This is a genomic window from Mycobacterium asiaticum DSM 44297 (assembly GCF_000613245.1).
Classification (GTDB): domain Bacteria; phylum Actinomycetota; class Actinomycetes; order Mycobacteriales; family Mycobacteriaceae; genus Mycobacterium; species Mycobacterium asiaticum.
In genome coordinates this window covers 97,734-124,479 of record NZ_HG964936.1, presented here as the reverse complement: position 1 = coordinate 124,479, position 26,746 = coordinate 97,734, and the positions used below count along the sequence as shown (strand labels likewise).

The following is a 26,746-nucleotide window of genomic DNA, read 5'->3' as shown; positions in this document are numbered from 1 at the left end:
GGAATCCGACATCACCGCCACAGTATCAACTACTTGCGATCGTTATCAAGTACTAGAGACTATCCCGTTCCTCGACGTGATCGGCGAAGAGTTCGTGACCGGTGCCCTTCTCCACCACGCGACCCAGCAACTCGCGCAGCGTCGCCTGCTCCGCCGGGCTGAGTACGCCGAAGACCCGCTCGTGGGCTTCCACCGCGTCGCTGACCACCGTCGCAGCGACCTTGCGCCCTTCCTCGGTGAGGTAGGCCTGCAAGATGCGGCCGTGCGCGGGGTTCTTCTTTCTCTTGACGAGGCCTCGGCGCTGCAGCGACGTCAGCGCGAGCTGAACCCCTTGCGGGCTGATCAGGAGCCGGCGGGCCAGCTCGGCACCGGACAGGCCGGGTTCATTGGCCAGCTGCCGGAGCACGCCGATCTGAGCAGTACTGACCCCGTGTGCGCTCATGGCTTCGTTGATCGTGGTCAGCGAGTAGTAGAAGGCCTGCTTGAGCAGCCACAGGATGTTGTCGGTGAGTTCGATGTCGGCTCCGGTCATCAGTCGACGCCTGCCGGAATCTTGTGGATGCTCCCGTTCTTCATGACGAAGGCAACCTCAAGGGTGGTGCCGATGTCCCGCGAGGGATCGCCCGGCACCGCGATGATGTCGGCCAGGTAGCCGGGGGCCAGCCGGCCCAACTCGTCATCGGCGTCGATCAGTTCGGCGGCCACCGCGGTGGCGGCCCGGATCGCCTGCATCGGCGTCATGCCGCGGTCGACCAGGGCCAGCAGCTCGCGGGCGTTCTGGCCGTGCGGGATCGCCGGTGCGTCGGTGCCACACGCGATGCGTACGCCTGCCGCAATCGCCTTGGGCAGCATGGCCTTTGCCCGGGGAAAGACCTCTTCGGCCTTCCTGCGCAGTTCCGGCGCGATCCGGTCGACCGCCATCGCCTCGGTCAAGTACGTGGTCGAGACCAGGAACGTGCCGTGATCGACCATCATCTGGATGGTGTCGTCACTGGCCAGAAAGCCGTGTTCGATGCAATCGATCCCGGCCCGGATGCAGGCCTGGATCGCGGTGTCGCCGACGGCATGCGCGGCCACCCGAACCCCGGCGCGGTGTGCTTCGTCGGCGATCGCGGCAAACTCCGCGTCGGAGTACTGCTGGGAGCCGGGCGCGGTGCTGTGCGACATGACCCCGCCCGAGGCCGAGACCTTGATCAGCTTGGCGCCGTGGCGAATCTGGTAGCGAACACAGGCGATAACGTCCGGCACGCCATTGGCGATCCCCTCGGCGACCGACAACGGCATGATCCCGGGCGCCAACCGCTGAAAAACCGTCGGGTCCAGGTGCCCACCGTACGGGGTGACGGCATGGCCCGCCGGGTAGATGCGCGGCCCGACGTGCCAACCCTGGTCCACTGCGCGCTGCAGCGCGACATCAAGCAGGTAGCCGCCGGTCTTGACCATCAGCCCCAGGTTACGCACCGTGGTGAAACCGGCGTCGAGTGTGGTGCGCGCGTTCACCGCGGCCCGCAACGTGCGGTACGCGGGATCGTCCTGCACGCCGTGCATTGGCGCCGGCAGTCCTTCCGGCCCCCCGGCCCCCCGATGAACAGGTTGAGCTCCATGTCCATCAGGCCGGGGAGCAACGTGACGTCCCCGAGGTCGACTACCGTCGCCGAATCTGGTTGCGCCTGATCGGGATTGACGGCCGTGATGCGTTCACCCTCGACCACCACCACCGCCGGGGAACGAACCTCGCCCGCGTCCACGTCGGCCCACCGGGCCGCGCGCAGGATGGTCGCAGTCACGGAACCGGCTCGGACACACAGTCCAGGGTGGCCGCGCCCGAGTCGGGCACCCGGGGCTGCTTCCAGCACTCCATCGGAAACGAAACCATGATCATCGAATACAGCAGATGCATAAGGTTCAGGACATCCTCGGGCAACTCGTCCAGCGCGAACTTGTCGCAGTAAGCGAGCGCTTCCTCGGCGCGGGGAGTGATCGCGTCGTAGAACGCCTTCATCTCGGCCATCGAACTCGACAGGCGTTTGGCGTAACGCGCCGGCTCGGTCGGCAGGCACCAGTCCGAGAAGGGTTCGAGGTCAGCGAATTCGGTTGGCAGCACAGTCATCACACTCCCGCCCCGGTGCGCTGCCGGTAGTCCTCGATCCAAGCCGCGGTCTCCTTGTGCAGGTGACGGATCAGGATCTCCTGGTCGCAGAGCAGGAATTCGTCCAGCACCTGGGATTCGATCATCGACTGGGTGGCTTCCAGGGTGTTGGCGTCCTGCAGCCCGTATTCCTTGAACGACACGGCCGCCAACTCTTGGGCCACCCGTTCCCGCGGAGTGCGCGGCTGCGGGCAAGCCTACAGCGTGCCTTCGAATAGGTGGGTGTTATACGACGTCGGCCAGTAGTGGTAGGTCAGATACCAGCCCTGTCCCCAGAACAGCAGGACGAAATTGGGGAACAGCTGGAACGAATCCAGGCCCCACGGATCGCATTTCGCCGGGTTGAGCCCCTTGGGCATCGGTCCCAGATCCGGTTTGTCCCAGGGCCCGAACAGGCCGCTCTGACAGATGTCCTCGATCGGCTTGCGCATCTCGGCCGACATCTCCCAGGCCCGCACACCCGAGGTGCTGACCAGTCGGTGCGGCCCTTCCAGGCGATAATGCGGCGCCTCGAATCCGGCCTCGGCCGCCGCCTTCGAATACGCGGTCGGCGACTGGTTCGCATGCAACACAGGCGCGTGATAAAACTCCTGGAACGCGTCCATGTAGAGCTTCCAGTTCGCCTTCACCTCGGAGCGGTAGTGCCAGCGCGAGGTCATCCTGTCAAACGGATAGCCCTCCAGGTCGGTGACCAGCGGCCCCAGGAATTCCCGCAGCGACTGTTCGGGCTGCTTGGCGAAATTGACGAAAACGAAGCCTTCCCACACCGCGCAGTGCACCGGCACCAGCCCGTAGCGGCTCTTGTCGAGATCGAAGAACTCTTCCTCCTGCTGCACGAAAGTCAGGTTGCCGTCCAGGTCGTAACGCCACGCGTGGTACTTGCAGGTGAACTGCCGGCACACTCCGCTGGTTTCTTCGAGCGGCATGTCGTTCCACACCAGCTTGTTGCCGCGATGCCGGCAGACATTGTGGAACGCCTTGATCTCCCCGGATCCGTTGCGCACCAAAATGATCGAGGTGTTGACCACCTTGAGCTCGCGGGTCAGGTAACTGCCCTTGCGGGGTAACTGTTCGATCCGTGCCACGTTGAGCCAGGCCCGCTTGAAGATGGCTTCGCGCTCGAGGTGATAGATCTCGGGGTTGATCGAGTCTTCATAGGACACCGGCCCGGTGCCCAGTTCGGGGTAGTGCTGGGTCCAGCTACCCTCAGCCGGCTTGGGAAATCGCGCCATACTCGCTCCTAGTCCGTCGCAGCCGACGGTATATGCTCGAAAACCTAATCACAAGTAGTTGAGATTGCCGATGGGAGGCCGGGATGGCGCAGCGCCTGACGGGAGAGCTTTTCGAGGTCGTTTCGCCGCACACCGAGCAAGCGGTCGCCGAAGTCGCGGCCGCCGGCCCGGCCGATGTGGACGCGGCCGTCGATGCCGCGCGCGCCGCACTGGATTCCGGGCCCTGGGGACGGACCGAACCCGCCGAGCGCATCGCGGCGGTCCGCCGCCTGGCCGACGTTTACGACCAGCACCGCCGGCAGATGGCCGACACCATCACCACCGAAATCGGCGCGCCGATCACCTTCGCCAAGCGGGCCCAAGTGGGTCTGCCCGCGATGATGATCCGCGCCTTCTGCGATCTGGCCGAACGTCACCCGTGGCAGGAGACCCGGCCCGGCTTCTTCGGGACGGACGTGCACATCCGCAAGGAGCCGGTCGGCGTGGTCGCCGCGATCGTGCCGTGGAACATGCCGCAGTTCCTCACCGCCACCAAGCTGATTCCCGCGCTCCTCGCCGGGTGCGCCGTGCTGATCAAGCCCGCACCCGAATCCCCGTTGGACGCGCTGCTGTTGGCGGACCTGCTGGAGCAGGTCGATATCCCCCCCGGGGTGGTCAGTGTGCTGCCCGGAGACCGCTCCGTCGGTGAACTGCTGGTCGGACATCCGGGCGTGGACAAGGTCTCCTTCACCGGATCCAGCGCCGCGGGCCGGGCCGTCGCCGCGGCGTGCGCCGCCAACCTCACCCGGGTCGGTTTGGAACTCGGCGGGAAATCGGCCGCGATCATCCTGGACGACACCGAACCGGAGAAGGTCGCCGCAGGCGTACGCTCGGCCAGCCTGTCCAACAGCGGACAGATCTGCAACGCCCTGACCCGCCTGCTGGTGCCCCAAGGCCGTCACGATGAGTACACCGACGCGCTGGCCGCCGAGATGAGTGCCATCCGGGTGGGTGACCCGACCGATCCCGAAACCCAGATGGGTCCGCTGGTCTCGCACCGCCAGCAGCAGCGCGTCCTGGACTACATCCGGATCGGCGAGCGCGACGGCGCGCGGCGGGTGCTCGGCGGCACCGAGCTGCCCGACGGGCTCGACCGGGGCTGGTACGTCCGGCCCACCCTGTTCGCCGACGCCGACAACAACATGACGATCGCGCGTGAGGAGATCTTCGGCCCCGTGCTCACCGTCATCCCCTACCGGGACGAGGACGAGGCGGTGGCCATCGCCAACGACAACGACTACGGCCTGGCCGGGTCCGTGTGGTCCGCCGACACCGACCGGGCACTGCGGATCGCGGCGCGGGTGCGCACCGGCACGCTCGGAATCAACCAGGGCTACACCATGGACCCGTTCGCGCCGTTCGGCGGTGTCAAGGCCAGCGGCTACGGTCGCGAGCTGGGCCCCGAAGGGATCGACGGCTACCTGGACGCCAAGTCCATCGCGGTGGCGCCCTGAGCTGCGTTGCAGCGCAACGGTTTCAGCTGGACTCGCTGACCTTCACCAAGGTCTTGCCGATGTTGGCGCCGGTGAACAAGCCGTTGAGGGCATCGACACACGACTCGATCCCGTCGTAGATGGTCTGCCGATGCCGCAGCCGACCTTCGGCTTCCCACTGGCGCAGGTTGGCGAACGCCTCGTCGAACCGGCCCCACTGGTCGAGCGCGTTGAATCCTTGCATGCTTGCGGTTTTGGACAGCAGGTTGACGTAGTTCGACGGGCCGGGGTGCTCGCCGGTGAGGTAGCTGGAGATGACGCCGCACAGTACGACCCGCGCTTTCGGGGCCAGCCTGCCCAGGACGGCGTCGAGGATCGGCCCGCCGACATTGTCGAAATAGACGTCGACGCGTTTGGGGCAGTGCTGCTTGAGACCGGCTGCCACGTCTTCGTTCTTGTAGTCGATACACGCATCGAAGCCGAAATCTTCGACCACCGCCCGGCATTTCTCCGGGCCGCCGGCGATTCCGACCACCCGGGCGCGGCGACCTTGGCGATCTGGCCGGCCACTGACCCGGTGGCGCCCGCCGCCGCCGAGACCACCACCGTCTCACCCGGCTTGGGCCGGCCGATGTCGGTCATCCCGAAATATGCGGTGGCGCCGGTCGGCCCATACACCGACATGATCGCCAACTGGTCGGTCTCGCCCGGGATGGGCGTGCTGAAAATATCGTCGCGGATGATCACGTACTCCTGAAAGCCGGTCAGCGTGGTGACGATGTCACCGACCGCGTAGGCGTCGCAGCGTGATTCGACCACCTGACCGATCCCGGCGGCCCGGATGACCTCACCCAACTGCACCGGGGGCAGGTAACTTGGCTGGTCGTCCAGCCAGGTCCGAACGGCGGCATCGAGGCCCACGTAGGTGGTGCGCAACAACGCCTCCCCGTCGGCGGGCTCGGGTGCCGGCCGGATGACCAGCTCGGTGTCGTCGGGCTGCACGAGCCCGGAGGGACGGCGGCGCAACAGGATCTGGCGATTCGGCAACTCAGGCACGAGCAGAGCCTATTCGCCCGGCTCACCCATGTGGGAGCATTCCACCATGAACCCTGACGACGACCCGGAAGCCCGCATTCGGGAGCTGGAGCAGCCGCTGTCAAGCCAGGCGCAGGCAAGCGAATTGGGCCAGGGCGCCAGTTACAACTACCCGCCGCCCCCACCCGGCCCGGTGCCGCCGCCGGCGGGTTCGGGCATGACGCCACCACCTCTGTCGCCGAATCTGGCGCCGCCGTCCTACGGTTACGAGAGCCCCTACCCCGGGGCCACACCCCGGTCATCTTCGGGTATGCGCTGGTTCTGGATTCTGGCTGGCGTCGGCATACTCGGCGTGCTGCTGCTGGTCGGCGGCATCGCTGCTTACGCGGCCCGACAGTTTTCCCATGGCGACCTGGTGGTCGAGTCACCCACCGAAACCACGTCGGCGTTGCCAACTCCGAGCGGCCACGCACCGTCCACCGTCAAGACTCATGTGCCCAGTTCGTCGCCGTCTCCGTCGGCCACCGCGCCCGCGGCCCAGCCGGTGATCGTTTCCGGCATCAACGAAAGCAGAACGCTGCCCTGCGACGGCGGGATCAGCGTCACGATCAGCGGGATCTCCAACACGGTGGTCCTCACCGGCCACTGCTCGAACGTCACCGTGTCGGGGCTGCAGAACGTCATCACCGTCGATTCGGCCGACGAGATCGAGGCCAGCGGCCTGAACAACAAGATCACCTACCACACGGGCTCACCGAAGATCTCGAAGCTCGGCAACGGCAACGTCGTCGAACAGGGCTAGGGCTAAGGGCTAGGGCTAAGGGCTAAGACGGCTCAGGCCATCGCTTCGGCCTGCGCCGCATAGCCCTCGAAGCCGGACCGGCGCGCCCGGACGCCGAACCGCCGCACCGACTCCCGGTAGCCGGCCTCGTCGCCGCGGGCCCGGGCCAGCAGTGCCGCCAGGCGCAGCACCGCAAGTTCGTGCGGCACGAACCCCGGGTCGGTCGGCACATCCGCGAGTCGGTCGACGGCACGCTGCGCGGCCTCGAGGTCGGCATCGTCGCCGCGTGCCAGCAGAGCCTCGACCAGTACCGTCGTCGCGGGTCCCCGGAAGATCATTTCGCCGCAGTCGAACTGCTCGTTCAGAACCGAGGTGGCCAGGGCGATCGCGCCGTCCAGGTCGCCCGATCCGACGCGCTGGCGCGCCATTTCGATGTCCGATGTCCGCCGCAGCGTCGTGGTCAGCTGCTGGTCCACCAGCATCTGTCGCGCCTCATTGAGACAGTTCAGCCCATCGGGGCCGGAGTCGGTGTGCAGCAACGTCATTGCCCGGTTCAGCAGCGCATAGGTGAGTGCGACGTTGTTGCCGGAGCTCTGTGCGATTTCCAGCGCCGCCTCGGTGTGGGCCACGTCGTGCGAACTGAGCAGCACGGCGCCGTTCTGCAGACCGGCCTGGTATTTGTAAAGCTGCACAAATGGTTTGGCCGCCTTGTCGACATTCTTGGCCAGCGAGATGCCCTCCTCGAGGTCGTTGCGCCAGCCCGCGCGACCGAGGAACATTCCAGCGGCTCCGCGCACCGTGAGTGCCCAGGCCAGCGGGGAACCGATGATGAAGTCGCCCATGGTGGGGTCGCCGTCGGCGAGGTCGATGACCCGCTGGGCCAAAGCCAGGGCCTCCTTCGCGTGACCGGCTTCCCACTTGGCTTGTGCCGCAGCGTAAAACAACCCGACCGTCATCGCCGGATCACCGATTGACTCGACCAGCGTGGCGAACTCCGAGGCCATGTCGGCGGCCTCGAGATGGTGTGAGTTGAACACCAGCGTGGTGAGGTGGCCGGCCATACCCAGGGCCAGTGATCGCTTGTCACCGGCAGCGGTGGTGAGCTCGCGCAATTCCGCGAAGCCGGTCTCCGATGGGGTACCGCCGACCTGAAAAGCGCTGCCGCACAGCAATGCTCGCGGTGCGATCCGCATGGCCAGCACGTCCGGCTCGGCACCGGAAAGCTCATCCGCGACGGTGACCGCCTGTTGCCAACTCTCTCGGGCGGCCCGGATGTCGCGGGCCCCGTACCAGGTCGCCGCCTGCATGTGCCAGTCGTACGCGTCCTGTAGGTCGCCGGCCGCGGCGTACTGGACGGCAACGATGGCGGCCTCCTGCCCAGTGAATCCGCCGCGGGTCCGCTGCATCACCGCCGCGACGCGCCGGTGCAGCTCGGAGCGCCCGGATTTCAATTGCGACTCGTATGCCACCGCGTGAATCAAGGGGTGGCTGAAGGCATAGGTCGCTCGCGGCGTGTATCCGATCTGTTCCACGAGATAGGCCTCGATCAGGGGTGCCATGTCGATCGAATCCAGCAGGTTCTGCAGCAGCTCGGAGTCGAACTGCGCACCGATTACCGCCGCGGCGTTCAGGGTCCGTTTCGCCGTCACCGGAAGCCGGTCGATGCGGGCGCCGATGATCGCTTGCAAACTGGCGGGGACGTGGATGTCGCTGACCTCACGACGGCACACGTAGGCGCCCGGGGCGCCCTCCAGCTCGCCCCGCTCGGCCAGGTCCCGAACGATCTCTTCGGCGGCGAACGGGATGCCCGCCGCCCGGTCGGCGATGACGTCGGACAACCGTCGGACCGAAGGGTCGTCTCCCAACAGACCCCTGATCAGCGCGGCGCTCTGCGAATCATCCAGCGGCGCAATCACCAACGGGCAGGAGCCGCGGAGCTTGGACAGGGCGCCCGAGTACTCCGGCCGGTAGACGACGAGCAGCACCGCGCGCATCCTGGGCACCATCACCGCGAATTCTGCAAGCATCGATTCGCTGACGCTGTCGATCCAGTGCGCGTCCTCCACGACGTAGGCGACCGGCTCCACCCGTCGCGCCGCCATCGTCTTGAGCAACTCGACCAGCCGGCGGCGCTGGGCGTCCGGGCTGATGTCGGGCAACGGCATGCCGTCCTCGCGGATACCGAGCAGGTCGTCGAGCAACACCCGATCTTCGTCGCTGGCCTCAGGGATCTTTCCGTGGACGCGCGCGCGGGCCGCTTCCGCGCCAAGGTCGCGCACGCTGAACACCGCCCGCAACAACCGCGAGATGGCGTGGAACGGAATGTCCTTGGTGTGAGATTGGCAGTGCGTGGTAAACACCTCGAACCCCCGGCCGGCCGCCGTCACAACCGATTCGCGGATCAATCTGGTCTTGCCGACGCCCGGCCGCCCCGTCACCGTGATGATCGCGCCTTGGCCGCCCAGCGCCAGGTCCAACAGATCGGCGACGGTGTTCTTCTCGGTTTCGCGTCCGACCAAGCGGGATTCGTATCGGACCTTGCGCCGGTACTCGAGGTCGGCGGCCAGCAACTGGCGCGCCGGCACGCCGGTGGCGACACCCTTGATGTGCACGATCTCCCGGTCGGCGAGCACCACCCGGTCCTCGACCAACCGCGCGGTGGACTCGGTGAGCATCACCCCGCCTGGTGGCGCCGCCGATTCCATCCGCTGGGCCATGCCCACGTGGGCGCCGACCGCCGTGTAGCCCAGGTGCGTGGCACCCACTTCGCCGGTGATCACCTGCCCGGAGTTCAGGCCGATCCGCAGCCGCAGGTCGATGCCGTCGCGTTCGCGAACTTCGGCGGCCAAGCCGCGCACCACCTGCTGAATGTCCATGGCCGCCAGGCAGGCCCGGAACGCGTGGTCCTCCAGAGCTACCGGGGCGCCGAACAGCGCCATGATGCCGTCCCCGGTGAATTTGTCCACGGTGCCCGCATAGCGCTGCACCACGGCTGACGAACGGTCCACCAACTCGGTCATCACCTCGCGCAGCCGCTCGGCACCCAGTGCCGCCGCGATGTCCATGGATCGCACCACGTCGGCGAACAGGACGGTCACCTGCTTGTACTCGGCCGGTTTGACGACAACCGTCAGCGGCGAGCCGCACGCATCACAGAATCGGGCACCCGCGCGCGGCTCGGAGCCGCAGGTAGGGCACACGGCGGATGTTGCGGCCACAATCTGCAGAGAATAGGCCGCATTGGCCGATTACGCGGTGTCCTCCGCGGGATCGTCGAGGACGCTGACGGCGATGCCGTACGGCAGGAACCGGACCTTGCGTTTGGGGTCGGTGTTGTTCTTGTTGGCGCGCAAGGCATCGAGCTCGGTGGCATAAACCTGCTCGACCCGGGCGCCACCGTCGTCGTCGACCGTGTAGATCGCCCACACGCCGTCGCCGGCCTCGCCGGTTGTCTCCGGCTCCGGACGGCTGCGCCGGGACAGGTCCTCGAATATCGCCGACCACCCGGTCTTGGTGCCGGGGCCGCCGACGAACCTGCCGATGCGCTCGAAAGCGTCGCGCAGGCCCTCGGTTCCCTCTCTGATCACCCGATCGAAGTCGTCGGGGTCGAACCCAAATCCGCCCTTGTCGCTCACGCGACCTCCTAGCCACTGAAAACCGTTACTGCCAGTCTGCGCTTCAGCGACCGGATCCGCCACGTGCCGCCTAAGGCGCGGGCGGCGGAGGCGGCGGCGGCGGGTTGATCGGTATCGGGATGGAGAAGAACGGCAGGTGCAGGTAGGCCGTCATGATCGGCGTCTGCGGCGCGGCCGGTGCCGGCGCGGCGGGTGCCGGTGCGGCGGGCGGCGGCGCGGCCGGTTCCGGGGCCTGCTGCACCGGGGCCTGCACGGGCGGGGGTGCCTGACGCGTCGGTGCCCGGCGGGGCTGCTGCGCCGGCGCCAAGTACGCGGGCGCCTGCGCGGGCTTGGTGACCGTCTGCGGTGCCTGCTGCACGACCGGCGGCTGCTGCTGTTGCACAGGAGGCTGCTGCTGGACCGGCTGCTGCACGACCGGCGGCGGCGCGCTCGGGGCCGGGGCGGGTGCCTCGGCCGGTGGGGGTGCCGCCGGCGCGGCGCTCGGGGCCGGCAGCAGCACCTGCGCCGGCAGCTCGGTGGCCGGTGCTTGCAGCGCGGGCGTCTGCGCACCGCCCCGTGCGCTGGCCTCCTGCGCGGCCGTCGGCCGCACATGCGAGGCCAGCGAAACCATCAGCATGCCGGCGACGACGGCTGCGACACCGGCTATGGCGGCGCTGACCAGCGTCAACGGCTTGCGCCGCGATTCGGCGTTGTGCGGTTCAGCCTCGGCGGTCCATTCGTCGTCCAAGGCGTCCAGGGCGCTGTAGGCCAGAGCGCCGTCGCCGACGCCAGCGACGGCGGAGACGTCCAGGTAGTGCGGGGTGAGTGCGGTCGGGTTCACCTCGCCGGTGCCCGGATCCAGCGCGTAGGCCAGGGCGGAGGTCGACGAGGAGAACAGCGGAGCGTTCGCCGAGGCCAGGGCGGCCCCGCGGGCCAGCGCCATGTCCGGTTCCTCGGGCAAGCTGACCACCAGGGATGTCGCCGCCTCCAGGGTGGGCTTCAGGTCGACGATGTCGACGCCACAGCCGACCACGAACACGCCTTGGGCGCGGGATTCCGGCGCATCCAGTCCGGCGAGCATGGTCACCAGCTCGGCGGCCACCGACGCATCCCGCAGCGCATGGCGATGCAGATCCACGATCGAACCGTCGGCGACGTCGACAACGGCCAGCGTCGCGCTGTCGGCCTCGACGAACAACATCGCGATGTGCTGGTACTCCAGCGCCGCGCCGACCGTCTGCGCCAACGCCGCGGCGGCCAGCAGCGGAGAGACCAGCATGACGCCGCCGATCTCGCGGGCCGCCAGCTGCGCGCGCAGCGGCGCGACTTCGCTGGCGTCCGTCCACGTCACACCGGTCGACGCGAGCCGGTATCCGCTCTCGGCGGCGCCTTCGCGCGTCCCGATCAGCGCGTCGATCACCTGTGCGGTCTCGCTGACCTCAATGGTGTCTTCCTCGACGGAAACTCCGTCGGCGTTCGCCCCCTCGATCAACACCAGTCGGACTGCTGAGGGCTCCATTGCGACCCCGAGCACGATGTCCATCGCCCCTCCAAGCCATGTGCGAGATTTTCGTTCTGCTGGCCTGTTATGAGTTTGCCAGCTAAAACCCTACTCGCGCACATCGAGGTGGAGAGCAATTCCTATGAATCTCAAAGGAGACAGCTATACCCGAGGTTGAGAGTTTAGTAACCCCCCGGATTCTGGAAGGGGTTCTGCGGCCCCGGGTCTTGCGGTATCTGGTTTTGCGGTAGCTGGTTTGGCGGGACCTGGTTCTGCGGCACCTGGATCGGAATCGGGACCGGAAGCAGCGGAACGTGTATCCACTGGGTGGTCATCTTCACCGGCGGCTCGGTACTGGGCGGTGCCTCCGCTGCGCTCGGCGACTCCGCCACGGGGGGGCTGCTCGGCGGGCTGCTGAACGGGGTCGTCTGGGGGGTGGTGGTGGGTGGCGCGGTGTTGGACGGCGTTGGCGGGTGCGTAGTGGTGACCGGCGCCGGACGGGTGGTCGTCACGCTCATGGTCGGCGCCGGTTCCACGGTCGGGGGCGGCGGCGGTGGCGGTGGCGGCTCACTGGTGGGCACCGCGGCATTGGGCGGGGGGACTTCGCTGGGCGGCGGCAACGGGGGGAGCGCTGGTGGACTGGTCGGCAGCAGGCTTGCGGCCTGGCGCTGGGCTGGGGCGCGACACTGGGCACGATCGCGGGCTGGTGTGGTACGTGCCGCTGCTCGACGGCCGTCAGCGAGATCGCCACCCCGCCGATGGCTGTCAGGGCCACCGCGGCACACAGCCCGATCAGCACCTGCGAAATCCGGATACGGCGCCAGGGCGGCTCTTTGGGCGGGTCGATGATGTTCAGCCGCATCGAAAAGCACGGGCCGTCCTCGTTGTACGAGTCGCCGTCGAAGCGCGTCATCACCTCCGGGAACTCGGTCTGCGACCAGGCCAGCTCGCGCTCTGTCAGCGCGTCCTGATCGATTACCAGAACGTCGCCGGGCGGCAGGTCGAGCAGACTGGTGCCGGCGGAGGCCCCGGTTGCGGACGAAGCCGCCGCCGCCATCGCTCCGATCGATACCCGGGTCCGCAGGTCGAGCAGTCCCCCGCGCTTGGCCAGCAACAGGGCGCCCCGCGCCGCCGCGGTGACCGGTTCCGCGGCGGCCAGGACCGGCACCCGGGTGTGGAACGAAAGACGTTGGGTGACAAGCGGAATGCTGGCCCCGCCGCCGACTGTCACTACCGCGGCCAGATCTGCGAAGCTGGAGCTGTTGCGCGCCAGCATGTCGTCGAAGGCGTAGATGAAACCGGTCAGCCGGTCGGAGATCAGATCTTCGAACTTCTCCCGGCTCAACTCGATGCCGATGCTGCGTCCGGACAGTTCGGCGGCCAACTCGGTGACCGCGTCGGTGGACAACCGCTCCTTGGCTTCACGGCACTGCTCACGCAGGGCGCCGAGCTGCGAGAGCATGGCGGTACTGGTCTGGTCGATGTCCTTGTGCCCCAGCATGTCGATGGCGTGCAGCAACAGTGCCTGGTCGATCTGGTTGCCCGACAGGTCTTCGTAACGCATTGTGGCGCCGATTGGTTCGAAGTCACTCTTGCGCTCCAGCAGGGTCACGCACGTCCCTGAGGCACCGAAGTCGAGCAGGCCCACCACCCCGTCGGCGGGCACCTCGGCTTCGGCGTTGACCGCCGTCAGGGCGGCGATGGCGTCGGGCACCAGCTGGGGCGCCATGCCGCTGCGAACGAAGCCGACATGCGTCCGCAACGCATTGCGCAACGCCTGCACGGTGCTCGGCTTCCAGTGCGCGGGAACGGCAATCGCGATCTCTGCGGCACTCCCATCCGCACCCGCCGCAACGACCATCGCATCCAGCGCCTCGACCGTCAGCAGGTCGGGGTCATGTGCGGATCCGTCCGGGGAGACCAGCGCGACGGAATCGCCGATCCGTTCCACGAAGCCACTCATCAGCGTGCCGGGTTCGGCGAGCGTTGAAAACTCGCCGAAGGCACCAAGTTTCGGGGCGCAGTGTGGATACAGGGTGAGCACGGCGCGACGGATAACCGGGGAGTTCCCGTTAGCCGCCGCAACCAGGTTCATGGTCCCGATCGACAACCCCAGCGGGTCGTACATAGAGCAGATACTTTCGTCGATAGCGGGTCGGTAGCCAGCGCGTTAACCATAGCCAGGGACACCCCGGATGTGCCTCTGCCCCAACCTCATTGGTATCCGGTCGATGCCGTGTCGTCACCAAAAAGGTATGACCGGCGGTATTGACAGACCGGCCCCGAGCGCGTCGCCGGACAGCCCTGCGAGACGGCGGCAAAGGAGGTGTGCTGCAATGAGCGGGTGACCCTTCCCGAGTTTCCCGTAGCCGACGTCGAAGCGATCAAACAGGTCAAGTACCGCTACCTGCGGGCGATGGATACCAAGCACTGGGACGAGTTCGCCGAGACGATGACCGAGGACATCGTCGGCGCCTACGGCTCGTCGCTGGGCAAAGAGCTGCATTTCGACAACCGCAAGGACCTGGTCGAGTACCTGAGTTCGGCGATGGGGCCTGGTGTGGTCACCGAGCACCGGGTAACGCACCCGGAGATCACCGTCACCGGCGACACCGCGTCGGGCATCTGGTACCTGCAGGACCGGGTGATCGTCGCCGAGTTTGACTTCATGCTGATCGGGGCGGCGTTCTACCGCGACCAGTACCGGCGCACCCCGGACGGCTGGCGCATCAGCGCGACCGGCTACGACCGCACCTACGAGGCGACAATGTCGGTGGCGGACCTGAAGTTCCACGTCAAGCCCGGCCGCGCACGCGCCGATTTCCAGGGCTGAGCAGACGCGGCTACTTGGCGATCGCGATCACCGCACCGGGGCGCAGCCAGCGGATGATCTGCACCAGTGTGTCGTCGTCGATCGCGACACAGCCTTCGGTAGGGCCGCCGTCGGTGGTGTGAAAGAAGAATGCAGCGCCACCGCCGGGGACTTTGTTCTTGTTGACGCCCATCACCACCGCATGCTTGTACTGCGGGATCTGCAGGTTCTCGCTTTCGCCAGTATTGAAGGGGCACTGGGCTTTCTGACACACCTGCATGGAGTTGAACGTCGGGCTGTGGTCGTCGCCGCTCCACCAGTGATTCGGGCCCACCTGTGTGTACGGCAGTCCCCCACCCGGGTTCGGTGCGGTGCCGAAGGCGGAGTCCAGGCTGTACACCCCCATCGGGGTGGCCGGGTATCCGCTCTTGGCCTGTGGCGCCATGCCCGCCGAGCCGACATGCGTAGGTATCCCGGTCTTGAGGGCCTGCCAGCCGGCCGCGGTGCGTTGATAGATGTCCATCTTCGCGTTGGATCCACCGGTCGAAACGACCGAAACCACTTGCGTCGCATTGCCAACCGAGTTGGCGAACCAGGGGTTACCGGCGGCCGCGGCCAACGGTGCCGCCAGGGTCGAGCCGAACAACGCGGCCACCCAGGCGCACACCACAGCACACAGTAGAGCTACCTGTCGGCGCATCCCTTTATGGTCGAGCGCGCTCCACTAGGGGTCAAGTAAAGCTTGAGACCCGGTTGGGTCACGGGGCCGTGACCCGGCGTGGCCCTCGGTATCGACCGGCGCCGGCCGAAACACCCACAGGCACAACACGAAATACACGTACCCCAGTGCCCAGCCGGCGATCACATCCGAGGGGTGATGCACGTTCAGGGCGACCCGGGCGACGCCGACGATGAACACGCACAACCCGCCCACCACCATCGCGATGACCCGCAACGCCCTGCGGGACAGCAGCGGCAGCGCCAGGGTCAGCAGCGCCGGCACGGCGGCCGCCGCCTCCAGCGCGTGCCCGGAGGGAAAGGACGTCTCCCCCACGAAAACCAATGCGGTCGCCGGTCGCGGGCGCCCGGCCAACAGCTTGCCGACCAGCGTCACAAAGCCATTGAGTGTCACACAGCAGAGCACCAGTAGCGCCATCCGCACTCGCCGTCGCACCAGCAGAAGCACGGACAGCACAAAGCCCAGCGTCCGCAGCGGGACGGGACCGAGCACGAACGACACAATGACCCAGAACCGCACCCACCCGGAATGCTTGATGCCGATATCGTGGGCCGGATTCAGCAGGGACCAATCGAAAGTGGCCAGCCACCCCCACTGCTGGCGATGCCCCACCCACAACACGATGTAGAGCGCCAGCGCACCCAGCGCCAACCACGCCGCCGTCGAGAATCTGAAGGTAAATCTTGGGCCGGCCACGCGCTAAATCGATATCAGCTCGGTGCACCGCCCGCGAAACCACCCCATACTGGCGTCATGGCGGTGATTCTTCGGCGGTTGTTCGGCGTGGGCAAGCTGCCCGACGATCTACGTGCCCAGGTCGACGCCGAGGGACTCGTCCACCTCGCCGAGTACGTGGCGGTGACCCGGAAGTTCAGCGGCTCGATACCGGGCCTGCGGTCCCAGGGCACGATCGCCAGTTACGTGGGTTGCCTGGCATTCACCTCCCAACGGGTGCTGGCGACACTGTCGGTGGTGCCCAAGCTCGCCGGCCGCGCGGTGGACGTGCGCTGGGACGAGGCGGGCGGCGGCGCGGCGACCGCGGAAATTTCTTCGACCGGATTGCAAGTCGACCTCGACACCGCCGCCGTCGACGAGCGGTTCAACGGCCACCTGTCGCTGCACTTCAAGGACGCCATCAGCGACGATGTGCTGGCCCGGCTGCCGCGGCGCACGCTGGCATTCGACGTGCCGCCCGAGTACGTCTTCCGGGCGGTGGGCGTCACCTACAGTCCGTGACGGCGGCGTTTCTACGATGGCCCGGTGACCGATTACGCATTCACCGCGCCCCAGCGGCGGGCGGTGTACCGCGTGATCGCCGAGCGCCGGGACATGCGCCGCTTTGTCCCCGGCGCAGAAGTGCCCGAGGACGTGCTGACCCGCCTGCTGCAGGCCGCGCACGCCGCGCCCAGTGTGGGCCTGATGCAGCCGTGGCGTTTCATCCGGATCACCGACGGACAGCTTCGGCAACGCATCCATGCCCTGGTCGACGAGGAACGGGCGCTGACCGGCGCGGCCCTGGGACCACGCGAGGCGGAGTTTCTGGCGTTGAAGGTCGAAGGAATCCGGGAATGCGCCGAGCTGCTGGTGGTGTCGCTGTGCGACAACAGGGATTCGCACATCTTCGGGCGGCGCACTCTGCCGCAGATGGACCTGGCGTCGGTGTCGTGCGCGATCCAGAATCTGTGGCTGGCGGCGCGCTGCGAGGGCCTGGGCGTGGGGTGGGTGTCGCTGTTCGATCCGCGCCGCCTGGCGGACCTGCTGGACATGCCCTCCGACGCCGAGCCCGTCGCGATCCTGTGCCTCGGTCCGGTACCGGAGTTTCCCGACCGGCCCGCGCTGGAACTGGACGGCTGGACCACGGCGCGACCGCTGACGGACTTTGTCTGGGAAAACCGATGGCAGCCGACGAACGGAGAGGTGGCGAAGGGTGACGGGTGACGGCTCGGGGGAAGTCGCGCAGAACGTCTTGCTCGTGCATTGGCACGACCTGGGGCGCTACCTAGGCGCGTACGGTCACCCGGACGTGTCCAGCCCGCGGCTGGACCGGCTCGCCGCCGAGAGCATCCTGTTCACCAGCGCCCATGCCACCGCGCCGCTGTGTTCGCCGTCCCGCGGATCGCTGTTCACCGGGCGCTACCCGCAGAGCAACGGGCTGGTGGGTCTGGCCCATCACGGCTGGGAGTACCGCAACGACGTGCGCACCCTGCCCCAGCTGCTGTCCGAGGCGGGTTGGTACTCCGCGCTTTTCGGCATGCAGCATGAGACCTCCTACCCCAAGCGGCTGGGGTTCGACGAGTTCGACGTATCGAACTCCTATTGCGAATACGTGGTGGCGAAGGTCGAGGAATGGCTGAGCCACAGCGTCACCGACCTGGCCGGACGACCCTTCCTGCTGACGGCTGGTTTCTTCGAGACGCACCGGCCCTATCCCCACGACCGCTACGAGCCGGCCGACAGCGCGGCCGTCGACCTGCCGGACTACCTGCCCGATACCCCGGAGGTACGCCAGGACCTCGCCGACTTCTACGGATCCATCGCCACCGCGGACGCGGCGGTCGGCCGTATTCTGGACACGCTCTCGGCGACCGGGTTGGACGCGAACACCTGGGTGGTCTTCTTCACCGACCACGGCCCGGCGTTTCCGCGCGCGAAATCCACCCTCTATGACGCGGGCACCGGGATAGCGCTGATCATCCGGCCTCCCGCCCACCTGGCATTGCCGCCGCGCGTCTACGACGAGTTGTTCAGCGGCGTCGACCTGGTGCCGACCCTGCTCGGTCTGCTGGGTCTCGAGGTGCCCGACGATGTCCAAGGCGTCTCGCACGCGGCGGCGTTGCGGTCCCCGGACGCGGGTCCCGCGGTGCGCGAGCACGTGTACGCGACGAAGACCTATCACGACTCCTTCGACCCGATCCGTGCGATCCGGACCAAGACACACAGCTACATCGAGAACTACGTCCCGCGCCCGCTGCTGGATCTGCCCTGGGACATCCAGGCGAGCCCGTCCGGGGTGGCCGTCGCACCGTCCGTGCAGGCGCCGCGACCACAGCGGGAACTCTACGACCTGCGCGCCGACCCCGGTGAGACCGTCAACCTGCTGACCGGTCCCGCCGGTGGCGAGGTGGACGCCATCGCATCCGATCTTGCTGTACGCCTTCATGATTGGCGTCAGAGCACGGGCGATGTGATCCCGTCGGACTTCGCCGGCACCCGCATCGCCGAGCGCTACACCGAGACGTACCTGAAGATCCACCGCACCGCGCCGACCAGCAGGTCGGCCATCGCTGTGGACCGCGGTATCGAGGACGAAGTCGAACCGGGGCTAACCAGCTGAGCCCGCCGACCGGCGTGCCCCGCCGACCTGCGCCACGATGAACACCCGCCGGAACGGAAAGATGGTGGTGCCGTCCGGTCGCGCCGGGTACGCGTCGTCCAGCAGCGGGATGAGCTCGGCGCGGAACTGCTCCCAGCCCTCGTCGTCCAGGCGCTCCCGCACCGGTACCAACGCGGTGCCGGTGATCCACTCCAGCACCGGATGCTCGCCGGTCAACTGGTGCAGGTACGTGGTTTCCCACACGTCGACGCGGCAGCCGGCGTCCATCAGCAGATCGGCGTAGTGCACCGGCGGCTGCACCACCGCCCCGACGCGAAACGGTATGTCCCGCATGATCTTTGCGTACGGCTCGCGCCGCGCCAGCGCGCGCACCGCGGCGTGCGACGGGGTCTCGAAGTTGCCGGGGATCTGCACGGCGATCCAGGCCTGGTCGGGCAGCTGGCCGACCCACTTCACCAGCAGGTCGGAGTGTTCGGGCACCCAGTGCAATGCCGCGTTGCTCACCACCACGTCGGTGTCGGGCTGGGGCTTCCAGTTGCGCAGGTCACCGGTGACGGCGTCGATGCCGCGCTCACGGGCGGCCGCGACCATCTCCGGTGAGCTGTCCAGGGCCTCGATGGCCGCGCCGGGCCAGCGCTTGGCCAGATAACGGGTCAGGTGGCCGGGTCCGCAGCCCAGGTCGACTACGCGGCGCGCGCGGTCGGCGCCCACCCGGGACAGCAAGTCGTAGAACGGACGGCTTCGGTGATCCGCGAAGGCCAGGTAGACGTTGGGATCCCACATATCGGTCCTCCTGATCGACACCTGCAAAGGTTCGGTCCGTCGGGTGTCTATCCAAACCGTATTACCGGACCGGTCCGGATGGGCAGCCAAGGGGTCGAAAATAATTGACGAGCCTGTCGAAAAGGTCCGCTTCCGCACCCCCGAGCGGGATACCATTCCGGTGATGTCTGAGAGCTCGGGGCTGGCCGACGAGGCCGACGAGGCCGACCCGATCAACCCGCCGGTTCCCATTCCCGACGTGCCGGGCGCCGACGCCGGCGGCGAGGGATTGCCGCCGCGCTCCGCCCTGTCGGCACGCCAGCGCCTGGTGGTGGAGGCTTCGGCGGTCGGGGACCTGGCCCTGCGCACCACCGCCTCTTCCCTGCTGGCCACCACCGTGGCGCCGGCCGTCGTCGGTGCCAACCTGTGCCGGGCGCAGTCCCGCGACGAACGGGGCAAGTTGCGGTTCTATGCCGAACTCGCCGCCGATCGCGATCCGGGCAGGTCCTTCCCCGCGCCCACCGAAGCGCCGAAAATCGTGTCACGGCAAGCCGGCCCGCTGGCCGAATGGGTCGCGCGCGGCGTCGTGGACAACATCTCCTTCGACAGCAGTTTCCGGGCGATCAACCCCGCGATGCGCCGGCAGTGGAGTTCGTTCTCGACGAACAACGTTGTCAGGGCCCAACATTGGCGCCACGAGGACGGGCCGCGGCCGACCCTGTGCGTGATCCACGGGTTCATGGGATCGTCCTACCTTCTCAACGGGCTGTTCTTTTCGTTGCCCTGGTATTACCGGTCGGGCTACGACGTGCTGCTGTACACGTTGCCTTTCCACGGCAAGCGGGCCGAAAGATTCTCGCCGTTCAGTGGTTTCGGCTTCTTCGCGAACGGGATGAGCGGGTTCGCCGAGGCGATGGCCCAGGCGGTGCACGACTTCCGTTCGGTGCTGGATTACCTGTACGGCACCGGAGTCGAGCGGATCGCCCTGACCGGCCTGTCGCTGGGCGGCTACACCTCGGCGTTGGTGGCCTCAGTTGACGACCGGCTGGAGGCCGTCATCCCCAATTGCCCGGTCGTCACACCGGGCAAGTTGTTCGGCGAATGGTTTCCGGCCAGCACGCTGATCAAGCTCGGGATGCGGTTGACCGGCATCGGTGAGGCCGAGCTGGAGGCCGGCCTGGCCTATCACGGTCCGCTGAACTACCGGCCGCTGCTGCCGAAGAATCGACGGATGATCATCACCGGTCTGGGCGACCGGATGGCACCGCCGGAGCATGCGGTGGCGTTGTGGGAACACTGGGACCGGTGCGCCCTGCACTGGTTCCCCGGCAGCCACGTCATGCACGTGAGCCAGCTGGACTACCTGCGCAGGATGACGCCGTTCCTGCACCACTTCATGTTCGAGTGAGCACCTGCGTCTCGGCTTCGGCCGACCGGTGCGATCCCGCGGCGGGTGTCGGCCAGTGCAACCGCTCGAGCAGACCGGCCGGCGCCTCGGTGTGTCTGCCCAGCCGCTGGGTGGCCAGCGGGTCCACCGCCTGCAGCGCCGGCCGCTGATTACCGCGCTCCAGCGTCAGGCCGGGCGCCGGCGCACCGCGGTCCGGCGCGGCGTCGGTGCGCAGGGCGCAGGCGGCGGCAACGGTGTAGTTGGCCCCGGTCCCCGTCCCGGCGATCTCGAGCGCCGTCCAGATCTCCCGCGCCGGCAGGGACCGCACCGCGGCCAGGGTTTCCGGTAACGCAGAGTCGGCCGTAACCCGGTAGGCGGCAACATAGTCCGAGTCACCCTGGCGCACCGCGCGCCAGGTCTCCCGGGACGTCTGTCCGGACTCCCACGCCAACACCTCCGGCACGTCCTGGGCACCGACCGTGCCGGCCTCCCAGCCGATTTCGCGGAGGTGGTCCGCGAGCCGGCGGGCCGCGACCTCGGCCGTCTCCTGCAGCGGGATGCGCGACGAACGAGCCTGCAACGCGGCCAGGTTGTCCGCGGCCGACACCGTCAGCCCCACCCAGGTCTCGCGCACCCCGGCGGCCGTGTCGCGGCCGGTGATCCGGATGCTGTCGGCCCGGACGCCGTAGCGGTCCAGGTAGCCGGCGATCAACGGCAGCGGCAGCGGGTCGGCAGCCGACGGCGCCGGCCCGATGCGCAACAACGCCGTGGTGCGGATGTTCGCATCCGGATCGGGCACCGGACGGCCGGATCGACCCAGTATCGCCAGGCGACGGCGCAGGATCGTGGTGAAATGCAGCCCGCGCCACCAACCGAACAGCAGCAGCACCGTGGCGGCGGCGATGCCGAGTAACCAGTAGGCGCGGGTCGACTGCCACGGGTAGGCCATCGCCGCGGGCACGACGGCCAGCAGCGCCAGGGTGATTCGGCCACTGGACGGCCACACAATCCGGCTCACGGGGTGGGCTCCTTTCGGCGGCGGCTGACCGCCACAGTCGCTGCGGTGACGATCACCAGCAATGTCAGCAGGCCGGCTCCGGCCAATGCGACGTTGCGTGGTGTGGTGTCTTTGGGTGCCGGGGGCGGCGGGACTTTCACCGGTTTGACCGACGCCGGGCTTGCGCCGCCGGCCGCGGGCAGCTGCCAGGTCAGGGCGGCGACCGCGTCCACGGTGCCGGCGCCGACGACGTTAGACGGCTCACGCGGGCCGTTCTGTGCGGTGGCGGTGATGCGGCGCACCACCTCGTTAGCCCTCAGCTCGGGATACCTGGCACGAACCAGGGCGGCGACGCCGGAGACGTAGCCGGCCGCGTAGCTGGTGCCGCTGAGTGGGATCAACCGCTGATGGTCGTCGGGCAGCCCGTTAGCCAGTCCGCCGCCGTCCGCATTGCTCACCGACGCGATGTTCTCCCCGGGCGCCGCGATGCCCACCCACGGGCCGGCCATGGAGAATTTGGATGGCCGGCCGTCCGGCGCCAGCGAAGCAGCCGACAGCACGTAGGGCTGCCACCAAGAGGGGACGGAGACGGACTTGACGCCGGCCCAGTTGCGCGGGTCGTCGGGACGGCTGAGATCGGTGAGCGGGTTGGAGTCGCACGACGTTCCGCCGGCCACCGAACCGGTGGGCCCGCTGTTGCCCGCCGCGGCCACGATCACCGCGTCCTTGTCCACCGCCGCGTACTTGATCGCCGCGCCCAGCGCGGCCTGGTCGACCGGCCGATCCGCGGGCAGGCAGGTGATCGCCGAGATATTGATCACCCGGGCACCGCGGTCGGCCGCGTGCACGATGGCGCGGGCCAGCGCCTCGATGTCGATCGCAGCGCGGGCCAGAGTCGGATCGCCGCCGGGGGTGCGCGGCGAGAACTTCGCCGACGTCACCCGCACGGACAGCAACCGCGCTGCCGGCGCAACCCCGGCGAAGCCGTCTTCACCCGGCTGGCCGGCGACGATTCCGGCGACCAGGGTGCCGTGTCCGTCGCAATCGGTCAGTCCGTCGGTCGACTCCACGAAGTCGCCGCCGGCGTCGACGTTGGTCAGGCGGGGGCCGGGCCGTACCCCGGTGTCGATGATGGCCACCAGCTGGCCTTCGCCGCGGGAGAACTGCCACGCCGCAGGAAGATTCAGCATGGTTTGGCTGGGCGTCGGCACGCCCGGGTCGGTGCCCGGGATCTGTCCGGAGACACTGCAGGCGCCGCGCTGCTCCATGGCCTGTACGGGTCCCGGTGTGCCGCTCGGTGGCGGCGCGCCGGCGTCGACCACCGGCGGGCTGATCGCCGACGCCGGCGGAGTCGACACGCCTGCCTGCAGCGCTATCAGCGTCGCCGCCAAGCAAGCCGATCCGGCACGTCTCATCGATTGAGCACCCAGGCGAACAGACCCACCAGGAAGGCCATCACCGGAATGAGCGAGGCATCCAGGCCGGCCGCGACGAAGCCCACCAGACGACGTAACGGCAGCGCGTAGCTGTCCGGCGACGCGATCGAGGGGTTCAGTGCGACCACGATCCAGACCAGCAGTAGCGCGGCGAGCACCAGGACCGTGCCCAATGCGGCCCCGAAGCGACCGGTTGCGGCGTAGGACACCAACAGAGCGCTCGCGACCAGGAACGGTTGGGCCAACAGCCAGGCCTTGCAGGCCGCGGAATCCCACACCCGCGCCCGCAGCGTGGCGGCCGCCGAGGTGGCCGCCACGACATACCAGCCCGCCACGCTGACCGTCTCGGGCCGGAACGCGATGGCCAGGGATCCCAGCACGCTGAGCAGTACGGCGGCGGCGATGAACCCGTTTTGGTGGGCGTCGCCGATCCGGACCCGCCGGGGCAGGTCTTCCAGCACTCGCAACGACGGCGCCGACGGTGTCGGGTCACCGGGTGCCGGGATTACCGGTAGCGGGAACCGCGCCCACAGCGCCGAGAGCTGAGCCGCCTGAATGGTGATCAGCAATGCGGCAACGATCAGCCCGCAGCCGATCGTCAGAACCGGTGGTTGCCAAAGCAATTCAGCACCGGCCGCGAGCGCGATCACGAGTCCGATCACCGCGGCCGAGGTGAAAAACGCGACGGCCCGCTCCCGTTCGGCGCTGGGCACGATGAGGACGATCAGCGACCAGGCGGCCACCCCAGCTGCGGCCAGCAACACCTGAGCGGCGCCGAATCTGCCCGGCACCGCCAGCGCCAGGGCGGCGGCGATCGGTGCCAGCGCGGTGATCGACAACGCGATCCCGGTGCGTGGCGAACGAGCGGTGCTCAGCAGCCCGGTGATCGCCACGAGGGCTGCCAGGGCACTGGCCGCGACGAGACCCACCAGGGCGCCCGTGGCAACGCGGTGCGCGACGGCCAGGCCGGTCGCCACCAGCGTCACGGCAATCACCGCCGCCAGCGCACCGCGCTGAATGTGCTTGGCGCCCCACGGGTTACGCCGCGACGAGGAGAAGATCATCGCCGCGTCGGCGATGTCCTCGACAATGCCCGGCGCCGCGGGGCCGCTCGGTACCGGCTGCAGGGCGAGCAGGTCGCCGTCGACCACGCCGACGGTGTCCAGGCTGGCATCCAGGCTGAACGGCGCGCCACCGATCGGTGCCAGACTCAGGTGCGCTGCCGCACCGCCGTCACCGCCGTCACCGTTCTGGGTTGCCGGCACCACCAACCGCTGCACCGCTGGCAGGATCTCGCGCAGCGGCAACTCGGCGGGCAAGGCCATTTCCGTCAACCGGCTCTCCGCAAGGATGGCGACGCGGACGATCGGCATGACGGTCCCGGACGTCACTGGACCCTCGAATTGCGCTGGTGGCGTTGCTGGAACATCGTGCTCTCTTTCGTGTTTCGGTGTCGAGGTTTACGAGGTCTGTGCGGAGAAGTCTCGGGCCAGCCGGTGCTCGGGGAACCAGTCCCCGTCCGGCAGGTAGGAAATCAGTCGCTCGACGGCGACCGCGGTTGCGAACGGGGTGCCGGGGCTGAAGGTGGAGACCCATTCGCCGTCGAAAGCCCGGGACGGGCTGACCAGAACCCGACCCGCCTGGGTGTCGACCAGGCTCATGCCCACCTCAGTGGTGGTGTGGCGACCGTCTCGGTTGCACCCGGCGACGATCTCGACGTAGCTGCGCGGTCCGGTGAACACCGCTTCCACCACTGGCCGGGCCGAGGCCGGAATGCCAAGGTAGTCAAGAATTTCGGCGAGCGGCGCACCCCCGCGCAAGCGCTCGTCGGCCCGGGCGCCGACGCGGGCGGGCATGCTGAACTCCTCGAACCGGGCCGGCGGCCGCTGCGCCAGTCCCACGCCCAGTACCGGGACCAGCGCCCGGGGGTCGTCGATCTCCATCGCCGTGAAGGTGACCAGTTGCGCGCTGCGCAGCGCCACCACCGTGCGGCCGCCACGTTGCGCGACAATGCCGCGCAGCATGTCGCAACCCTGGGCGGCGCCGGCGTCGGCACGGGCGGGTCCCAGGTAACGCAGGTCGAGCCACCGGTCCGGAAAGCAGACCACCTTGATCCAGTCTGCGACCGCGGGGTTGATCACAGCGCCGTGGTCGCCCGGCGTCATCAGTCCCATTCGGGTGAGCTCGTCTGCCTGACGGTCGAAGAACTCGGTTCGCTGCGCGCTGTCGCGGTACGGCGTGGTGATGGCGAGCACCCATGGGAAGCTGCCCGCCCCAACCGTTTCCGCGATGAACCACGCTTGTTCGACCGTCAGCTCAACGGCATTGGGCATGGAGTCCATCGGTTTGTGGCGTTAGCCGCCCCACTTGGCGGCTTCGGCCTGGTCGCGGGCCATCATCGCCAAGGTGTTGGCCTCGTGGGTGCTGGCCATCGCTTGGTAGGCCCGCACCAGGTCTTCCATCGCCTGGTTCCACTGCACCTGCCAGGTCTGGTAGGTCATCCCGGTGTCGCCCTGCCACGCGTTCTGCAGCGCGGCCTGCTCGGCGGAGATGTCGGCACCCAGGCCCTGCATCGTGCCCGCGTACCCCGACATGTCGCCGGCGTGGGCCAGCATTGCCGGGTAGTTGTACATGATCTGCGACATGACAAGTCCTCTCTGGTGATCGAACCGGCTCAGAAACCGGTGTAGGTGGATGCGGCCGCGGCGTCGGCGGCGACATAGGTACCGGCAGCCTCACCGAGGTTGGCCTGCGCGATGTCCAGCAGGGTGTTGACCCGGGCGGCCACCTCGACGAAGCGGGCGTGGGCAGCCTGGAACGCCGCCGAGGCTTCACCCTGGTGGAACGCCTGCGCCGACATCGCGGCCTGCTCGGCCTGGCCGATCGTGTGCCGCATCAGCCCCGCCTTGGCGCCGAACGCCGACTGCGAGGACACCAACTGGGGAATATGAGCATCCAACAAACTCATAACTTTTCCTTTCCAACTACTCGATTCACTCGAATCCGAATTCCTTTTGCTGCGCGTTCAGTCATCGTGCCGACTTTCCGGCCCCCCTTCCGCTTGCCCGTGGTGCCACGTCCCAGGCACCATCGGCATGCGTGGCCCGCCGCCGAAGTCGTTGTGTGCCAAGGCAGCCAGGCCCGTCGCCTGCAGCAGCGTCTCGGTCGACACCCCCCTGGCCATCCCCAATCCGCCGGCTCCGCGGTCCGAGGCCACGGTGTCGAAGTCCCCTGTGACGTCGTCGGTGTTGGTGTCCATATCCAGAAACTCGTCGCTGTGATCCCGCAACGGTGCGCGCCGTCGTCGCTTGGCCCGCGCCGCCGCGCTGCTCACCGCCGCCGCACCGGCCGCCGGGACTGTCGCCGCCGGAGCTTTGGCGCTGGTACGACCGCCGACGGTCGGACCCAGACTGGGCCCCCATCCACCCGGCGCGGCGACCGCATAGGCGAAACCCGCCGCCGGAGCCGATGCCGCCGGCCGGGGCCGGCGGGTGC

22 protein-coding genes and 4 pseudogenes are annotated in these 26,746 nt (G+C 68.1%); 7 read left to right on the top strand and 19 right to left on the bottom strand.

Annotated elements, in window-relative coordinates:
* Nucleotides 1–52 precede the first annotated feature (52 nt).
* From BN972_RS00540 to BN972_RS00525, 4 genes and pseudogenes are all read right to left on the bottom strand, one after another.
* Nucleotides 53–517 carry a MarR family winged helix-turn-helix transcriptional regulator gene (locus BN972_RS00540; RefSeq protein WP_036356118.1) on the bottom strand — a complete coding sequence of 155 codons (465 nt, stop codon included), beginning with the start codon at nucleotides 515–517 and terminating at the stop codon, nucleotides 53–55.
* 14 nt (nucleotides 518–531) lie between these two features.
* Nucleotides 532–1,787, bottom strand: a pseudogene (locus BN972_RS00535) (amidohydrolase family protein).
* Entirely contained in the window at nucleotides 1,784–2,110 is a 327-nt protein-coding gene (locus BN972_RS00530; RefSeq protein ID WP_036351626.1) for a hypothetical protein, read from the bottom strand. Before BN972_RS00530 ends, BN972_RS00535 begins: the two are co-directional and overlap by 4 nt.
* Nucleotides 2,110–3,381 (bottom strand): annotated as a pseudogene (locus BN972_RS00525) (aromatic ring-hydroxylating oxygenase subunit alpha). Before BN972_RS00525 ends, BN972_RS00530 begins: the two are co-directional and overlap by 1 nt.
* Nucleotides 3,382–3,464: 83 nt before the next feature.
* Between BN972_RS00525 and BN972_RS00520 the strand changes: the two are divergent.
* Nucleotides 3,465–4,874: an aldehyde dehydrogenase gene (locus tag BN972_RS00520; RefSeq protein ID WP_036351623.1), complete on the top strand. Its 1,410-nt coding sequence runs from the start codon at nucleotides 3,465–3,467 to the stop codon at nucleotides 4,872–4,874.
* A gap of 22 nt (nucleotides 4,875–4,896) precedes the next feature.
* Here BN972_RS00520 and BN972_RS00515 read toward each other — a convergent pair.
* Nucleotides 4,897–5,909, bottom strand: a pseudogene (locus BN972_RS00515) (NADP-dependent oxidoreductase).
* 46 nt (nucleotides 5,910–5,955) lie between these two features.
* Between BN972_RS00515 and BN972_RS00510 the strand changes: the two are divergent.
* The gene (locus BN972_RS00510; protein ID WP_036351620.1) at nucleotides 5,956–6,690 is read left to right on the top strand and encodes a DUF3060 domain-containing protein; all 735 of its coding nucleotides are present in this window, start codon (nucleotides 5,956–5,958) and stop codon (nucleotides 6,688–6,690) included.
* A gap of 32 nt (nucleotides 6,691–6,722) precedes the next feature.
* Here BN972_RS00510 and BN972_RS00505 read toward each other — a convergent pair whose 3' ends face one another.
* The 4 genes and pseudogenes from BN972_RS00505 to BN972_RS00490 form a co-directional block, all read right to left on the bottom strand.
* Nucleotides 6,723–9,887, bottom strand: a complete 3,165-nt coding sequence (locus tag BN972_RS00505; protein ID WP_080696647.1) for an adenylate/guanylate cyclase domain-containing protein — start codon at nucleotides 9,885–9,887, stop codon at nucleotides 6,723–6,725.
* Nucleotides 9,888–9,917: 30 nt separating this feature from the next.
* Entirely contained in the window at nucleotides 9,918–10,304 is a 387-nt protein-coding gene (locus BN972_RS00500) for a hypothetical protein (RefSeq protein WP_036351618.1), read from the bottom strand.
* A 70-nt stretch (nucleotides 10,305–10,374) separates the two neighbouring features.
* On the bottom strand, nucleotides 10,375–11,826 hold the full coding sequence (locus tag BN972_RS00495) for a DUF7159 family protein (protein WP_036351617.1): 1,452 nt from the start codon (nucleotides 11,824–11,826) through the stop codon (nucleotides 10,375–10,377).
* A 140-nt stretch (nucleotides 11,827–11,966) separates the two neighbouring features.
* A pseudogene (locus tag BN972_RS00490) lies at nucleotides 11,967–13,912 on the bottom strand (Hsp70 family protein).
* Between the two features lie 198 nt (nucleotides 13,913–14,110).
* Between BN972_RS00490 and BN972_RS00485 the strand changes: the two are divergent.
* Nucleotides 14,111–14,617 carry a nuclear transport factor 2 family protein gene (locus BN972_RS00485; protein WP_036351615.1) on the top strand — a complete coding sequence of 169 codons (507 nt, stop codon included), beginning with the start codon at nucleotides 14,111–14,113 and terminating at the stop codon, nucleotides 14,615–14,617.
* 10 nt (nucleotides 14,618–14,627) lie between these two features.
* Here the strand turns inward: BN972_RS00485 and BN972_RS00480 are convergent, their stop codons facing one another.
* On the bottom strand, nucleotides 14,628–15,296 hold the full coding sequence (locus tag BN972_RS00480; protein WP_036351614.1) for a L,D-transpeptidase family protein: 669 nt from the start codon (nucleotides 15,294–15,296) through the stop codon (nucleotides 14,628–14,630).
* Between the two features lie 24 nt (nucleotides 15,297–15,320).
* The gene (locus BN972_RS00475) at nucleotides 15,321–16,031 is read right to left on the bottom strand and encodes a phosphatase PAP2 family protein (protein ID WP_235192338.1); all 711 of its coding nucleotides are present in this window, start codon (nucleotides 16,029–16,031) and stop codon (nucleotides 15,321–15,323) included.
* Nucleotides 16,032–16,088: 57 nt separating this feature from the next.
* Between BN972_RS00475 and BN972_RS00470 the strand changes: the two genes are divergently transcribed.
* From BN972_RS00470 to BN972_RS00460, 3 genes are read left to right on the top strand one after another with little or no spacing between them, the layout of a single operon-like run.
* Nucleotides 16,089–16,571 carry a hypothetical protein gene (locus tag BN972_RS00470; RefSeq protein WP_036351611.1) on the top strand — a complete coding sequence of 161 codons (483 nt, stop codon included), beginning with the start codon at nucleotides 16,089–16,091 and terminating at the stop codon, nucleotides 16,569–16,571.
* A gap of 24 nt (nucleotides 16,572–16,595) precedes the next feature.
* The gene (gene bluB / locus BN972_RS00465) at nucleotides 16,596–17,273 is read left to right on the top strand and encodes a 5,6-dimethylbenzimidazole synthase (protein WP_036351609.1); all 678 of its coding nucleotides are present in this window, start codon (nucleotides 16,596–16,598) and stop codon (nucleotides 17,271–17,273) included.
* Entirely contained in the window at nucleotides 17,263–18,669 is a 1,407-nt protein-coding gene (locus BN972_RS00460) for a sulfatase family protein (RefSeq protein WP_036351606.1), read from the top strand. Before bluB ends, BN972_RS00460 begins: the two co-directional genes overlap by 11 nt.
* Here BN972_RS00460 and BN972_RS00455 read toward each other — a convergent pair.
* Entirely contained in the window at nucleotides 18,658–19,452 is a 795-nt protein-coding gene (locus BN972_RS00455; protein WP_036351603.1) for a trans-aconitate 2-methyltransferase, read from the bottom strand. The genes BN972_RS00460 and BN972_RS00455 overlap by 12 nt on opposite strands.
* A 163-nt stretch (nucleotides 19,453–19,615) precedes the next feature.
* On the opposite strand from BN972_RS00455, the gene BN972_RS00450 reads away from it, so the two are divergent.
* Nucleotides 19,616–20,839, top strand: coding sequence for an alpha/beta fold hydrolase (locus tag BN972_RS00450; RefSeq protein WP_036356109.1), 1,224 nt, complete (start codon nucleotides 19,616–19,618; stop codon nucleotides 20,837–20,839).
* Here the strand turns inward: BN972_RS00450 and eccE are convergent.
* From eccE to BN972_RS29420, 7 genes are all read right to left on the bottom strand, one after another.
* Nucleotides 20,826–21,836, bottom strand: a complete 1,011-nt coding sequence (gene eccE / locus BN972_RS00445) for a type VII secretion protein EccE (RefSeq protein WP_036351599.1) — start codon at nucleotides 21,834–21,836, stop codon at nucleotides 20,826–20,828. The genes BN972_RS00450 and eccE overlap by 14 nt on opposite strands.
* The gene (gene mycP / locus BN972_RS00440) at nucleotides 21,833–23,230 is read right to left on the bottom strand and encodes a type VII secretion-associated serine protease mycosin (RefSeq protein WP_036351596.1); all 1,398 of its coding nucleotides are present in this window, start codon (nucleotides 23,228–23,230) and stop codon (nucleotides 21,833–21,835) included. Before mycP ends, eccE begins: the two co-directional genes overlap by 4 nt.
* Nucleotides 23,227–24,624 carry a type VII secretion integral membrane protein EccD gene (gene eccD, locus BN972_RS00435; protein WP_099050969.1) on the bottom strand — a complete coding sequence of 466 codons (1,398 nt, stop codon included), beginning with the start codon at nucleotides 24,622–24,624 and terminating at the stop codon, nucleotides 23,227–23,229. The genes mycP and eccD overlap by 4 nt, the downstream gene beginning before the upstream one ends.
* An 87-nt stretch (nucleotides 24,625–24,711) precedes the next feature.
* Nucleotides 24,712–25,593: an ESX secretion-associated protein EspG gene (locus tag BN972_RS00430; RefSeq protein WP_036351592.1), complete on the bottom strand. Its 882-nt coding sequence runs from the start codon at nucleotides 25,591–25,593 to the stop codon at nucleotides 24,712–24,714.
* A gap of 12 nt (nucleotides 25,594–25,605) precedes the next feature.
* Entirely contained in the window at nucleotides 25,606–25,896 is a 291-nt protein-coding gene (locus BN972_RS00425) for a WXG100 family type VII secretion target (protein WP_036351589.1), read from the bottom strand.
* 29 nt (nucleotides 25,897–25,925) lie between these two features.
* Entirely contained in the window at nucleotides 25,926–26,219 is a 294-nt protein-coding gene (gene esxG, locus BN972_RS00420; protein ID WP_036351586.1) for a type VII secretion system protein EsxG, read from the bottom strand.
* A gap of 57 nt (nucleotides 26,220–26,276) precedes the next feature.
* On the bottom strand, nucleotides 26,277–26,746 hold a 470-nt coding region (locus tag BN972_RS29420), incomplete at its 5' end, for a PPW family C-terminal domain-containing PPE protein (RefSeq protein ID WP_036351583.1).

Excerpts from the sequence above, each read along its gene's own strand:
- BN972_RS00530 (WP_036351626.1), bottom strand. The coding sequence starts at position 2,110 with ATGACTGTGCTGCCAACCGAATTCGCTGACCTCGAACCCTTCTCGGAC.
- BN972_RS00470 (WP_036351611.1), top strand. The coding sequence starts at position 16,089 with ATGGCGGTGATTCTTCGGCGGTTGTTCGGCGTGGGCAAGCTGCCCGAC.
- BN972_RS00430 (WP_036351592.1), bottom strand. The coding sequence starts at position 25,593 with ATGGACTCCATGCCCAATGCCGTTGAGCTGACGGTCGAACAAGCGTGG.
- BN972_RS00520 (WP_036351623.1), top strand. The coding sequence starts at position 3,465 with ATGGCGCAGCGCCTGACGGGAGAGCTTTTCGAGGTCGTTTCGCCGCAC.
- BN972_RS00480 (WP_036351614.1), bottom strand. The coding sequence starts at position 15,296 with ATGCGCCGACAGGTAGCTCTACTGTGTGCTGTGGTGTGCGCCTGGGTG.
- BN972_RS00450 (WP_036356109.1), top strand. The coding sequence starts at position 19,616 with ATGTCTGAGAGCTCGGGGCTGGCCGACGAGGCCGACGAGGCCGACCCG.
- esxG (WP_036351586.1), bottom strand. The coding sequence starts at position 26,219 with ATGAGTTTGTTGGATGCTCATATTCCCCAGTTGGTGTCCTCGCAGTCG.
- BN972_RS00495 (WP_036351617.1), bottom strand. The coding sequence starts at position 11,826 with ATGGACATCGTGCTCGGGGTCGCAATGGAGCCCTCAGCAGTCCGACTG.
- eccD (WP_099050969.1), bottom strand. The coding sequence starts at position 24,624 with ATGCCGATCGTCCGCGTCGCCATCCTTGCGGAGAGCCGGTTGACGGAA.
- mycP (WP_036351596.1), bottom strand. The coding sequence starts at position 23,230 with ATGAGACGTGCCGGATCGGCTTGCTTGGCGGCGACGCTGATAGCGCTG.
- BN972_RS00455 (WP_036351603.1), bottom strand. The coding sequence starts at position 19,452 with ATGTGGGATCCCAACGTCTACCTGGCCTTCGCGGATCACCGAAGCCGT.
- BN972_RS00510 (WP_036351620.1), top strand. The coding sequence starts at position 5,956 with ATGAACCCTGACGACGACCCGGAAGCCCGCATTCGGGAGCTGGAGCAG.
- BN972_RS00425 (WP_036351589.1), bottom strand. The coding sequence starts at position 25,896 with ATGTCGCAGATCATGTACAACTACCCGGCAATGCTGGCCCACGCCGGC.